At 63.2% G+C, this 12,977-nt stretch carries 11 protein-coding genes; 3 read left to right on the plus strand and 8 right to left on the minus strand.

Annotated elements, in window-relative coordinates; genetic code table 11:
• Positions 1 to 511: 511 nt before the first annotated feature.
• Positions 512 to 2,062 (plus strand): Fic family protein, encoded by a 1,551-nt coding sequence (locus ABF821_RS10470; protein ID WP_415529962.1) that lies wholly within the window; start codon positions 512 to 514, stop codon positions 2,060 to 2,062.
• Positions 2,063 to 2,462: 400 nt separating this feature from the next.
• Here the strand turns inward: ABF821_RS10470 and ABF821_RS10475 are convergent, their stop codons facing one another.
• Positions 2,463 to 3,500: a metallophosphoesterase family protein gene (locus ABF821_RS10475; protein ID WP_415529963.1), complete on the minus strand. Its 1,038-nt coding sequence runs from the start codon at positions 3,498 to 3,500 to the stop codon at positions 2,463 to 2,465.
• A 38-nt stretch (positions 3,501 to 3,538) separates the two neighbouring features.
• On the opposite strand from ABF821_RS10475, the gene ABF821_RS10480 reads away from it, so the two are divergent.
• The gene (locus tag ABF821_RS10480; RefSeq protein ID WP_415529964.1) at positions 3,539 to 4,861 is read left to right on the plus strand and encodes a GNAT family N-acetyltransferase; all 1,323 of its coding nucleotides are present in this window, start codon (positions 3,539 to 3,541) and stop codon (positions 4,859 to 4,861) included.
• A gap of 59 nt (positions 4,862 to 4,920) precedes the next feature.
• Positions 4,921 to 5,331 (plus strand): carbohydrate porin, encoded by a 411-nt coding sequence (locus tag ABF821_RS10485; protein ID WP_415529965.1) that lies wholly within the window; start codon positions 4,921 to 4,923, stop codon positions 5,329 to 5,331.
• Between the two features lie 23 nt (positions 5,332 to 5,354).
• On the opposite strand, the gene ABF821_RS10490 is transcribed toward ABF821_RS10485, so the two are convergent.
• The 7 genes from ABF821_RS10490 to ABF821_RS10520 all read right to left on the minus strand — a co-directional run bounded on the left by ABF821_RS10490 (position 5,355) and on the right by ABF821_RS10520 (position 12,877).
• Positions 5,355 to 5,867, minus strand: a complete 513-nt coding sequence (locus ABF821_RS10490; RefSeq protein ID WP_415529966.1) for an MAPEG family protein — start codon at positions 5,865 to 5,867, stop codon at positions 5,355 to 5,357.
• Between the two features lie 125 nt (positions 5,868 to 5,992).
• Complete coding sequence (locus tag ABF821_RS10495) at positions 5,993 to 6,391, minus strand: NUDIX hydrolase (RefSeq protein WP_183009032.1); 399 nt, start codon at positions 6,389 to 6,391, stop codon at positions 5,993 to 5,995.
• Between the two features lie 23 nt (positions 6,392 to 6,414).
• Positions 6,415 to 8,010, minus strand: a complete 1,596-nt coding sequence (locus ABF821_RS10500; RefSeq protein WP_183008878.1) for a DHA2 family efflux MFS transporter permease subunit — start codon at positions 8,008 to 8,010, stop codon at positions 6,415 to 6,417.
• Positions 8,007 to 9,098 (minus strand): HlyD family secretion protein, encoded by a 1,092-nt coding sequence (locus ABF821_RS10505; RefSeq protein ID WP_415529967.1) that lies wholly within the window; start codon positions 9,096 to 9,098, stop codon positions 8,007 to 8,009. The genes ABF821_RS10500 and ABF821_RS10505 overlap by 4 nt, the downstream gene beginning before the upstream one ends.
• A gap of 149 nt (positions 9,099 to 9,247) precedes the next feature.
• Positions 9,248 to 11,017 (minus strand): ABC transporter ATP-binding protein, encoded by a 1,770-nt coding sequence (locus ABF821_RS10510; protein WP_259654655.1) that lies wholly within the window; start codon positions 11,015 to 11,017, stop codon positions 9,248 to 9,250.
• A gap of 109 nt (positions 11,018 to 11,126) precedes the next feature.
• The gene (locus tag ABF821_RS10515; protein ID WP_415529968.1) at positions 11,127 to 12,368 is read right to left on the minus strand and encodes a CCA tRNA nucleotidyltransferase; all 1,242 of its coding nucleotides are present in this window, start codon (positions 12,366 to 12,368) and stop codon (positions 11,127 to 11,129) included.
• On the minus strand, positions 12,341 to 12,877 hold the full coding sequence (locus tag ABF821_RS10520) for a DUF1285 domain-containing protein (protein WP_415529974.1): 537 nt from the start codon (positions 12,875 to 12,877) through the stop codon (positions 12,341 to 12,343). Before ABF821_RS10520 ends, ABF821_RS10515 begins: the two co-directional genes overlap by 28 nt.
• Positions 12,878 to 12,977: the final 100 nt, after the last annotated feature.

Consider the following 12,977-nt stretch of genomic DNA (forward strand, 5'->3'; position numbering starts at 1 on the left):
TCAGATCGCTCGGATAGCGAAGCTGGCTCCGGTCATATCGGGCACGGTTCTCGGCGGTCCACATCAGCAACTCCTGCGAAGCGGGTGCGCTGACAGGGAATCACAAACGATTCCAATGATTCAAGATGTTCTTGGACGGACACTAAGAGTCCGGTCGAGATCATTTTGAACAATTTCAAAACCGTATAAGCGGGACGTACCCCGTCCACCAAGTTTGCAACGAATAAAAATCAATGATTTCAAGGTCCGGTGAAATCTACCATACCTGCAAGTGATTGAAATTTCATAGAAAGATCTCGACCAGACACTAAGTTTTTTCAAAGTGGACGTGACGATTGTGGTGCGAGAACTGGCCTCTGCCAATCCCTGCGGGATGCAGGCCACAAAAGCTCTTAACCCAAGGAAAATCACTTTCCCGGACCATTAAACCAAAAAAGATTGCAAAATCCGGGCCGGGCGCGCTCTTAAGCCAAGAGTGATTGCGGTTACTACACCGGATTAGGAGCACCTGATGTCACCCGCCCTGCCTCTCTTTGTCGTCTCGACCAAAGTTAATACCGCCGATATCAGCAAACGGGTTAAGGCCGGGGAACTGCAACGTGTCGTTCAGGGCCTTTATACGCGCGACATGCGTCCGGCCGATAGGCTGTCGATCCTTGTCGGCCAGCATATCTGGGAAATTGTCGGTCTGCTTTGTCCTGGAGCAATTATCGTCGACAGGACCGCCTTCGAGGCGCGCCCGGCAGACGACGGCTCAATCTTCGTTGTCTCAGGGCGTACAAGTGACCTCGCCATCCCAGGTTTTCGCATTCGCACGAGGACGGGGATATGTACGGCTCAGGACTTACCTTTCATGGGAGGCGCTTTGCGAATGTCTTCGGCTGGGCGTATCGTCCTAGACAATATGGCGCCGTCACGAGCCAGAAGCGGGCTATCTCGGACTGCCGGAATGACGGCTATCGAGGGGTATCTGGAGCGGCAGCTCCGTCTGCACGGAGATACTGCCCTGAACAGAATACGGGATGAAGCTAAGTCTGTTGCAACGCTCATCGGCCGCGAAGCGGAGATGGACAAACTAGACCGGTTGTGCGGAGCCTTGCTGGGCACGCAGCTCTCTCCTGCTGGTGTTACGGCGCCGACCGCCGTTGCGCGCATTGATGGCGCGCCTTACGACGATGACCGCGTTGCCATGTTCGAAAGATTATGGAGGAAGCTTCACAGCGAGCACTTCCCCATGTTGCCAGAACCCGCGACTGCGGAGGCTCGAGCCAACGTCGCTTTTTTCGAGTCCTATTTTTCGAACTTCATCGAAGGGACCGAATTCGAGGTATCCGAGGCGGAGAACATCGTCTTCGCCAACCAGATCCCCAAAGAACGCCCGCAGGACGCACATGACATTCTCGGGACTTGGCGCGTCGCTTCCGATGAGGGGGATCTGGCAGCCGCAATCGATACGTTCGAATCATTTGAGGCCGCGCTGAAGCGTCGGCATTCTGCCATCATGGAGGGGCGGCCGGAAAAGACGCCAGGAATCTACAAGGAAATCGCGAACAGGGCGGGCACATATGAGTTCGTCGCCCCGGACCTTGTCCGGGGGACGCTCAAGCGCGGGTATGAGTTTTTACGCGCTCTGGCCGACCCGTTCGCCAGAGCCGCCTTCGCGATGTTCGTGGTCTCCGAAGTCCACCCCTTTCTTGATGGCAACGGCCGTGTCGCGCGTCTGATGATGAATGGCGAGCTCGCGCGTTCCAGACAGGCGCGCATTATCATACCGACCATCATGCGCAACGATTATCTGGATGGATTGCGGGGCCTGTCCGCCAACGGAAATGCGGAATCGTACTTGCGGATACTAGCGGTCTGCAGGAGCTGGTCGGCCCCTATGCCGTGGGATTCATTCCCGCTCACAAAAGCTGTTATGATGCGGACCAATGCCTACCTGCGCCATCACGAGGCTGTCTCTGAGAACAAGCGACTGACCGTTCCCACTCCCGCCCTCATATCTGCAATCGAGATTGCGGATGTGCAGGCATCAGCGTCCAGGCCATCGACATTCGGTTGAGATGTCTGTTGGAAGCCGCCACAAGTCCAATGACCTCCTTGCTCATGTCTCACCGCTTGGCTGGGCGCACATCCTCCTCACCGGCGAATACCTCTGGCCCAAGGGCGCGGCCGCTTAGGGTGTCATTTTGCTCCCAGCCGGAACCGACCCCACCCAGCCACAACCGGCCGGGAGAATGAACCGTTCGGCGTTGAACGGAGACGTCTGCTTCTGAATGTTTGCGCCGAAAACCGGACGACCTCAAATGCCTCCCATATCAGCCAGTTCGCTTCGAAAATTGAGCAAACAGGCAGCGATCACCGTCATCCCGACGCCCAAACCGCGCATCGCAAAACCGAAAACCATACGCCGAATCGTCACCTCCCCAGGTCGCGCAAAAAGCACCCGCGCCCAACATCATTCAGCACGGCATTCGACCTGTACGCACCCCAAACGCGATTTCGGGCCGTCCGGCCTGCTCCGCCTGTCGCGCAGCCGCCTCGAAATCATAGGGAACGGCCCGCAGGTCGACGCGCCATCCCGAAGACGATGGGGCGACCAGAGCATAGCGCGCATGTGGGCACCCCGCCTCCATGACATGCGCGACCGGGCGATCGTCGTCATAGGCAGGCATCCCGACGCTGCCAGGATTAACGATAACAACGCCATCACTCACAACGACACGCGGGATATGGGTATGCCCACACAACACGAGTTGTGCATCACCGGCCCCGACTACCCGACGGCGGATAGCGTCAGGGCGATCAAGCCGCGCGTGCCCCGTCGAGACATCTTCCAGAAAGTATTCCAGGTCCCCTCCGGCCGGGCTGCCATGACAAGCGAACACCCGCCCATCCAGCAACCTCGCCGTACCGGGAAGCGACCGCAGCCATTTCCAATGGTCTTCCGACAGGCGCGGCCGCGCATAGGCGTCGGAGGCACCCGCCCCACCTGTCAGCAACTGGCGTTCGTGATTGCCTGCCACCGTTACGGCAGAAAGCGACATTTGAATATCCGCACTGCGCGCCGGGTCGAACGGTCCAGAAACCAGATCCCCCAGATTCACGATCAGGTCGGGATTTTCATGAGCAATATCACGCAGCACGGCTTCCAGAGCCAGGCTGTTCCCATGGACATCGGCGATCACGGCAATCCTCATGCCGCCAGCATATTCCAACCCCGTCGCGACAGTCCACGCGACCGGAACCGTGCGCGTCCGGGCGAGACTGGCCTCGCGGTTGGAACGGGCGAGCCGGTGAGATGAAGAAAGGGGGCACTTACGCCGCCCCCTCGCCGTTCCGTGCCAGGTCTCCCGGCAGGTTAGCGTGACCATGTGGGCCGGTTCCAGTTCCATGCCCAGCCAGTCCCGCCCCAGATGCTCCACCGCCACCAAAGACGAACCCAAACCCGCGAACGGGTCCAGGACCAGGCCACCGACCGGCCAGAAGGCTTCGACCAACCGGAAGCAATGCCGCCACCGGCCCCTTGCGCCGGGACATGATGCGTCTCCTTCTCCAGCATCACACCAGACACATCAAATTCAGCATAGGCCCCCGCCCGCTTGCCGATCTCAACCTCCTCCCTGCCCGTCACCTTGCGACAGGGTTCGTTCGCCATGAAGCGGGCTCTTTCCACTCAAAACGCGTGCATTGTCTCTCGATCAGGCATATAGTTGCTTCAGGCAACTTTTTGCCAGAATGGATGAATATGAAACAGGCGATAGCAGCGGTTCGTGATTTCAACCGCTTTTACACGCGATATGTCGGGGCGCTCGATTCACGCTTTCTGGGCAGCGACATGACGCTGACGGAAGCCCGTCTTCTCCTGGAAATCGCAAACCGCGAACCCGTTCAGGCCAATGTCCTGCAGGATGTCCTGGCACTGGATCGCGGGTATCTGAGTCGCATGATACGTCGGTTCGAGAATGAAGGATGGATAGCACGCGAACGATCATCGGAAGATGGCCGTTCACGCCCCATGAAACTGACTGCCAAGGGACGTATCGTTTTCGAAAAGGTCGATCAGAGACAGTACGATGTCATTGAGGCTACCCTGTTACAATTGAATGAGACTGAACGGCAGACACTCGCGCAGGCACTGACTTCAGTTCGGAATTTGCTCACCCGCACACCCGCCTTACCTCCGTTAGATGTTCTGAATCGCCCCGTCTGGCATGCTCTCACGGGCCGGCAAAGCGCACTCTCTGTCGGTAATAGTCATGCACTGTGCTACCAGAGAACGATTACCCCGTTCGGCGCGTCCGCCGGAGCCACAGACATTGATCTTCGGGCATTTGGGGAATTGCTCTCTCCGGATGAAGAAATCTGGCTCGTGGAAAAGGAAAGCTTTCCCACCCCGCCTGGCCTGAAAGTCGTAAAAACTGCGGAATGCCTACAGATGGTGGCATCGCATATGACTGATAGTGAACACGATTTTTCTTTCTTCGATCTAGGGGCAGACGACACCGTTGAAATGCGGGCGCTCGCGATGCTCACTGTCCCCGGTCCTTTCCTGGCAGACACATGGCAGTTGGGCGGTTTCGTCGGTATCCGCGAAGCGGGACGTCTGGTCGCCATGGCTGGAGAACGCATGAAGCCAGGAAATTTTACGGAGGTCAGCGGTGTATGCACTCACCCTCACTATCGAGGACGCGGATATGCTGGCTTTCTCATGCGTATTGTCGCCCAGCGTATTCTGGATAGAGGCGAGACGCCTTTCCTCCACACTTACTCCGACAATAAAGCGGCCATCGCATTATATCGGTCGCTTGGCTTTACTCCCCATCAGGTCGTGACGGCCACCGTTCTTCAAAAACAGTAGGGCAGAGCTGCCGATACGAGAAATGGAATCCGCCCCTGACGGCGAGTGCCGCACGCACCTTGCATCGGCGCGTCTCCGCTGCCGATCCATCGGGTCCAGCGCGATTTCCCGGTCGCAGGCATGATTTTCTGGCGTTCAAGGCGACAGAACACCATCTCAACAGGAACGCTACAGATTATCTGGATGACGGGATCATGGCTTCGGGCCGCTCCGGCCACATGTCCACCCATGATCAGACGCTTGAGGCCGATTACAGTATCCACCTCGTAGCGGAAGTGCGGCTTACGCCCTTTGCCGCTTTCATTTTCCATCCAGACCAGCAGGTCTACACCATCACGCAGCCCGATCCGAAAATCACGCACAGCTTTTCCGCTGGCCCGCACCTTTCCTTTTCACCGGGAGAGGCTGCTGGCCTAACGCCCTTTGGCCTGTCGCAGCCATACCGACCTCAAAGACACAATAGACTGTGACCATGCCCCATGGCGGCCCCGGATCACACCATGGCAACGACCGCCACCAGACAGGCGAATATCGTGGGATAGAACGTCAGCGCAAAACCACAGGCACGATGCGCCGCCCCCCGTTCATATCCCCTCCAGAAAAGCAGCCGCCCAACGCTAAACAGCAGCACGAGGGCCGGAATCAGAACCACCGTCCGATGGCTGGCCGCCACCATGGCAAAATAGGCCCCTTGCGCCAGCACAAGCTGTTCGAGCGTATTCTGAAGCACGGCACGATCGACCGAAACCGCCGCCGAAGGCGTCGTCAGCCCGCTGCCGTCTATATCCTGCGGCGAGAAAAACCGTACCGTCGCGATCCGCGCGATACCCGCCAGCAGCCACAGGACCAGAACGATATCGGCCCTCATGACGAACCGGATGTCAGAGAGAAAGGACGCCTCGGCGGGCACAAGCACCCTGAAATGATATTGAAGACCAATCACCACCATCGACACCAGCGCCCCGATCGCCATGCCCCTGGCCGTTCCGATCTGTTTTTCCGTCATGCGTTCCTCCCTCCGTCAGCACCATCCGATGCGCGCATGGGCTGGCCGCGCGGAAAAGGTCGGGCTCTGCCCGAACCCGGCAAGGGCCTCGGCCCTTGCATCCCCATTCGTCGATCGGAGAGGGACTATGCCACCACGTCGCGCAGGGCCGGCAGCACATGCCGGTTCAGCAGCGGGGCCAGCCGGATCGGCGGGTCTTCCTCCCCCTCCACATCCAGCCACAGCATCTCCGCGATTTCCGCCGCGATCACCGGCACGCCGTCCAGGTCCCCACGATAGATCGCCGCCCGGACCAGGCATCCCGGCTCGTTGGCCGCCGGCGCCTCGAAATGCCCCAGCAGCGCCAGCCCGTCAGGATGCAGCCCGCAACCCAGTTCCTCGCGCAGTTCCCGTTGCAGGGTCTCGGCCTCGGTCTCGCCGGGCTCGCCCTTGCCACCCGGCAGCATGAAGCTGTCGGTGCCGCGCTTGCGCACCACCAGCAGCGCCCCATCCCGCACGATCGCAGCCGACACGACGCTGATCACCCGCCCCCGCGTCTTCCTGCCGCTCAATGCCCGGCCGACGGCTTCTTGCCGCCCCCCTTGATCGGCGACAGCAGGAAGCAGAACGGCACGACAAGGAAGGCCCCGATCCCCAGGATCATGAACACTTCATTGTAGGCCAGAATCGAAATCTGCCGCGTGAATTCGACGAACAGCCGATGCTGCGCGACCGCATTCAATGCCCCCTGCGCCACCCCGTGCCCGCTCGCCGCCTGCTTCACCCTGGCCAGATAGTCGTTATAGGGCTGATGAAACGGCGTCATCCAATGCACCATCTGCGTCTGATGCGCCTGGCGGATCTCCGTCAGCATGGCGGTGGAACCCGAAATCGCGATCGACCCCAGCACATTGCGCGCCATGCTGAACAGCGCCGAGGCATCGCCGTTCAACTCGCGCGGCAGGGTGGCGAAAGTGATGGTCGAAATCGGCACGAACAGAAAGGCCAGGCTGGCCGTCTGGCTCATGCGGAACAGCACGAGATGCCGGAAATCCAGCAGCGGCACCAGATGCGCCGACCAGAACAGCGACACGCCCATGAAGCAGAAGCCCATCGCGATCAGCGTCCGCAGGCTCACATATTTCATCGACCGCCCGACCAGCGGAATCAGGATGATGACCGCAATGCCACCCGGTGACAGGATCAGGCCCGAAAGCGTGGCGTTATAGCCCATCACCTGCTGCGCGAACTGCGGCACGATGATCGCCGAGGCATAGAGCAGCGCGCCCACCGCCCCGATCAGCAGCGTGCCGGTCGCGAAATTCCGGTCCTTGAAAACCCGCAGGTCCACGGCCGGCTTTTTCGTCCGCAACAACCATGCCACGGCACCGCCGATCCCCAGCACAGCCAGAACCGCCATGATCCGGATCATGGACGAACCGAACCAGTCCTCGTCCTCGCCCCGATCGACCGCGACTTCCAGGCAGCCGAACCCGATGGCGATCAACCCGATCCCCACGATATCCAGCGGCGCCTTCTGCTTGCCCGCCCACGGCGGGTCCTCCACGATCATCGACACGGCAAACGTCGCCGCCAGCCCCACGGGCACGTTGATGAAGAAGATCCAGCGCCAGGAATAATTGTCGGTAATCCACCCGCCCAGCGCCGGCCCGATCACGGGCGCGACGATGGTGGCAATCGCCGTCAGCCCGAACGCCGCCGCCCGCTTTTCGGGCGGGAAGGTATCGAGGATGATCGATTGCTGGTTGGGTTGCAGCCCGCCGCCGAAGAACCCCTGCATCAGTCGGAACAGAATCAGTTCCGGCAGGCTGGTCGCCATGCCGCACAGAAACGACGACACGGTGAACATGAAGATACAGATCAGGAAATAGCGTTTTCGGCCCAGCAGCTTTCCCAGCCACCCCGAAATGGTCAGCACGATGCCGTTGGCCACCAGATACGATGTCAGCGTCCAGGTCGCATCGTCATAGGTCGAAGACAGGCTGCCGGCGATATGCGGCAGCGAGACGTTGACGATGGTCGTGTCCAGGATTTCCATGAACGCGGCCACCGTCACGACGACCGCGATCAGCCATGGATTCGCCTTGGGCTTCCATGGCCTCTCCGCCGGGGCAGACGCGCCGGCCGCCGGGCCATCGCTCATTCCGTATGCACCGTCGGCACGACCGACAGCCCCAGCGACAGTGGCAGGTCAGGCTGCAACCCCTGATCGATCACGATCTTCACCGGCACACGCTGCACGATCTTCACATAGTTGCCCGTCGCGTTCTCGGGCGGGAAGGCGCTGAACGTCGCCCCGGTGCCAAGCTGGATCGAATCCACATGCCCCTTCAGGTTCAGGAACGGATAGGCATCCACCGCGATGTCCACCTTCTGACCCGGCCGCATATGGGTCATCTGGGTTTCCTTGTAGTTCGCCACCACCCACACTTCCGGCTCGACGATCGAGAAGAGCGACTGCCCCTCGCTGACAAAGCTGCCGCGCTCGATATTGCGCTGCGAAATCCAGCCATCATGCGGGGCACGGATCTCCGTCCATCCCAGGTTCAGCTCGGCCTGCACCAACTGCGCCCTGGCCTGCGCCACCTGCGCGTCATACTGGCTGATCCGCGTCTGGGTGTTCGAGATATTGGCCTGCACCGGCTCGGCAATCCGCAGATTGCCCTCGGCCTGCGTCACCTGCGCCTTGGCGGCCTGAAGCGCCGCCGTGGCGTAGTCGATATCCTGCTGCGTGGTGGCGGCCCGCGCCACCGCGTGCTGGCGGCGGTAATCGGTCTCGGCCCTGAACTGCTGCGCCTGGGCGGCCTGCAACTGGCCCTGCGCCATCAGCAACCGGCCCGGAAAATCCTTCTGCGCGACCGTCAGTCCGAACTGCGCCCCTTCCGCCTGGGCCTGCGCGACCTGCAACGTCGCCGCGGCATTATCGCGCGCCGCCCGATAGTCGCGGTCGTCGATGCGCGCCAGCACCTGCCCGGCATGGACGAACTGGTTGTCGTTCACCAGCAGTTCCGTCACATAGCCGCGCACATGCGGCGCAATGGTCACCGCACGCCCGGCGGTAAACGCATCGTCGGTCTCAACGTCATGGCGGGTCAGGAACCAGTAGAGCCCCCCCCCCGCGACAATGCCGACCACGAACAGGATCAGGCCGACACGGACCAGCGGGTTGGGTTTCTTTTTGCGCGATTCTTCCGGCTTGTCGCCCGACCCTGCGCCGTCTTGCTCGGCCATACGGTTCCTCTTGCGTTCCAGCTCATAGCGTCAGCGCGGTCGAATGACCGAACCGGTCGGTCAATCCATGACACGAAGTCCCCGATCCATCAACCGCCCCACCCGGCAGACACGACGAAAAGACTGGCCGGTTCCCCCCGGCCTGCGATTCAGAGGCCGAAAGCCTGGGTTCGTACCATACGGGCATACAGCCCGTCGGCCGCCATCAGGTCGGCATGGGTTCCGCATTCCACCCCTTGCCCGTCGGCCAGCACCACGACCAGATCGGCCGACCGCACGGTCGACAGCCGATGGGCGACGACGATGGTCGTCCGCCCCTGCCGCAACTGGCCCAGTGCCTCCTGCACCAGCGCCTCGCTCTCGCTGTCCAGGGCACTCGTCGCCTCGTCCAGCAACAGCACGCGCGGATCGCGCAGCAGCGCCCGCGCCAGCGCCACCCGCTGGCGCTGGCCGCCCGACAGGCGCTGCCCGCCAGGGCCGACACGGGTGGCAAATCCCTCAGGCAGCGCGTCGATAAAGGCTTCCGCCGCCGCCGCCCGCGCCGCCGCCCGAATATCGGCATCCGTGGCACTCGGCCGGCCCACCCGGATATTGTCGGCCACCGACAGGTCGAACAGCAGCGTATCCTGGCTGACATAGGCGATGGCGTCGCGCAGATCGGCCAGCCGCACGGCCCGCAGATCCATCCCATCCAGCACGATCCGCCCGCCACTGACATCATGCAGGCGCGGAATCAGCGACAGCGCGGTCGATTTCCCGGCACCGGACGGCCCGACCAGCGCCACCGTCAACCCCGGCCGGGCATCGAAACTCAGCCCGTTCAGCCCCACCCGCCCATCGGGATAGACGAACGAAGCCGCCTCGAAACGCAGATGGCCATTACCCTCGGGCAGAGGCCCGGCATCGGGGGCCTCCACGATATCGGCCGGTTCGTCGATCACGGCGAAGATCCGCTCCAACCCGGCGAACCCTTCCTGCATCGCGGCATTCAGCGACCCCAGCGCCCGCAACGGCCGCGAGGCCAGCAGCAACGCCGCCACGAATCCCGAAAAATCGCCCAGCGTCGCCCCGCCCAGCGCCGCACGCCAGCCAGCAAAACCCAGTACGGCGGCCACCGCCGCCCCGCCCAGCACTTCCAGCACCGGATCGACCCGCGCCCGCCCCCGCGCAATCCGCAGAAGGGCCGCATGCAACTGATCGAACGCATGATCGACCCGCTTCGATTCAGCCTGCTCCAGACGATAGACCCGCACGGTGCGCGCCTGCGAAAAGCTCTCGGTCAGCAGGGCAGAGGTCTCACCCATCCGCTCCTGCATACCGCCCGAAGCCCGCCGGACCCGCTTACCCAGCCGCTGGATCGGCACCGCCGCGATCGGATACAGCACCGCCGCGATCAGGCTCAGTTCCCAGTCCATATAGAACATCGACACCACCAGCCCCGCGACGGTGACGACATCGCCCAGCGAATTGACGACACGGATCATCGCCTCGCGGATCGAGACGGCATCGGTGGTAAACCGGGCGGCAAGCTGCGCCGGCGCCTCGCGCTCGACCCGCGCGATATCGGCATGGAGCAGATGCGCGAACATCCGCTCCTGCAACCCCCGAATCACCACCAGCACCAGATTCTGCACCGCGACGGTCTGGCCGTATTGCGACAGCGCCTTGGCGGCGGTGATCAGGATCACCAGCGCCGGCACCTGATAGAGAATGCGCGGATCGTGGTCGGCGAACATATCCAGCGCCCGCTGGATGACCAGCGGATACAGCCCGGTCAGCGACGCCATCAGGATCGTCAGCCCGATCACCGCCGCGATCCGTCCGCGATGGTGGCGCACGTCCTCGCGCCACACGCGCCGCAGCAGGTCCATGCCCCGCTCATGCGCATCGCCTCCCGCCGGCCGGGCCGGCGCAGGCATGGGCGGGGAAGAGGCCGGGGTCCGGGACGAAACGACGTTCATGCAGCCCTTTACCAAGCCGTGGATGACAAAGAAAGCAACGCCGCTGCCGGCCGCGAGCCGTCCGGTATCAAGCGGTCCCCGCCGTCAGCCGCTCCAGTTGCGCCAGACACGCCCGCCGCCCGGCCCGGCACCCTCCGGCGTGCCACCAGGCGCGGACCTGTTCCAGCACCTGCCCCACACGCGGGCCGGGCGCGATGCCAGCCTGCACCAGATCCCGCCCCGCCAGCGGAAAGACCGGCCGCGCACGCGCCAGCAGATCGGCCCGCAGCGCGTCCCATAGGGGTGATGCCGTCCCCAGCCGCTCCGCCTGCACCCGCCAGCTCCGCCCGACCAGGGCCTGTGCCGGTTCGTCGGCCAGCAGGCGACGGCGGTCGTCCTCCTCCAGCGCCGGATCAGGCTCCGGCCCCAACCGGATCGCGACAAGGGCCGCCACATCGGCCCGCGACAGGCGCAGGCGCCCGGCCAGTTTCTCCGGCTCAGCCCGCGCCAGTACCGCCAGGCGCAGCACCGCGTCATCCGGCGCTCCGCTCCCGATCAGCCGCGCCAGCGCCGGCAGGTCGCATCCCTCCGGCAGCAGGATGGCCAGCACACCGCATTCCGCCATCAGCGTCAGGGTCGCCACCACGGCCGGCCCGGTGAGGATGCGCCGCAACTCCGACCACACCCGCTCGGCCGAAAGCCGGCAGACGCCGTCACGACAGGCCATGATCGCGTCCATCGCCGCCCCATCCGGCGCACCCCGCCCATAGCGGGCGTGAAAGCGGAAAAAACGCAGAACCCGCAGCGCATCCTCGCGAATGCGCGCCGCCGCATCGCCGACGAACCGCACCCGCCCGGCCGCCAGATCCACCCGGCCACCGAAATAATCGTGCACCACCCCGTCCCGATCGCAGGACATCGCATTGATCGTGAAATCCCGCCGGGCCGCGTCCTCTTCCCAGTCATCGGTCCAGGCCACCACGGCATGCCGCCCATCGGTCCGCTCGTCCCGACGCAACGTGGTGATTTCATAGGGCCGGCCCTCGATCACGGCGGTCACCGTCCCATGGGCCAACCCGGTGGCCACGACCTTGATTCCAGCCCCGGTCAGGATCGCCTGCACACGCTCAGGCGGTTCGGGCGTACCCATGTCGATATCGGCCACAGCCCGTCCGGCGAGCAGGTCGCGCACAACCCCGCCGACCAGCCGCGCCCCCGGCAACAAACCCCACAGCCGCGCCAGTCCCCGCCACGCATCCGGCGGCAGGGCCGCCAGCCGGTCCGCCAGTTCGCCACCCCGGTTCAGCTCCCGTCCCCCGCCGGCAGGCATGAGAGGGGGAAAAAGACATTCTGGCTCCACACGCCCAGGCACGGCGTGCCGCGACAGGTGCCGGGAACCGCCAGGGCCGCCAGTTCGTAATAGACCGAACGGGCGATTCGGGCCTGGATCGGGTAAACCCCGGCACCGTCGCGCACATGCAGATAGGGAACCGGGCCAGTGCCGCATTCCTCGCAGGGAACATCCCATTCCGCCACGATCGCGTGGTCCGGCCCGGCACAGACCACCAGATCCACATTCGTCCGAAAGGAGAGCACCTGCTCGCGCCCGCAGCCGCTCCAATGCAGCTCCATCGCCACGAACGGCGCATCCTCGACCTCGATCGTGCCGCGTTCGGTCGGCGTCTGTAACCAGTATGCCCCCTCGGCGTCCCGCGTCAGCACCGAGGCGAACAGGCAGACCATCGGCTTGCGGCGGATCGGCGTGCCGCGATAAAGCCACGTCCCATCCCGCTGTATCCGGAACGGCAACACCCCGCACGACGCCGACATGGAGGGCATGACAGGGCGGGAGGAGCATTGGGCGCCATCGAAAGCCGCAACGGCACGCCTGTTCAGATCGTCAGCCAACTGCATAACCCACGCCTGTTGAATCGTCAGA

Source organism: Gluconacetobacter sp. (assembly GCF_047721585.1).
GTDB classification, from domain to species: Bacteria; Pseudomonadota; Alphaproteobacteria; order Acetobacterales; family Acetobacteraceae; genus Gluconacetobacter; species Gluconacetobacter dulcium.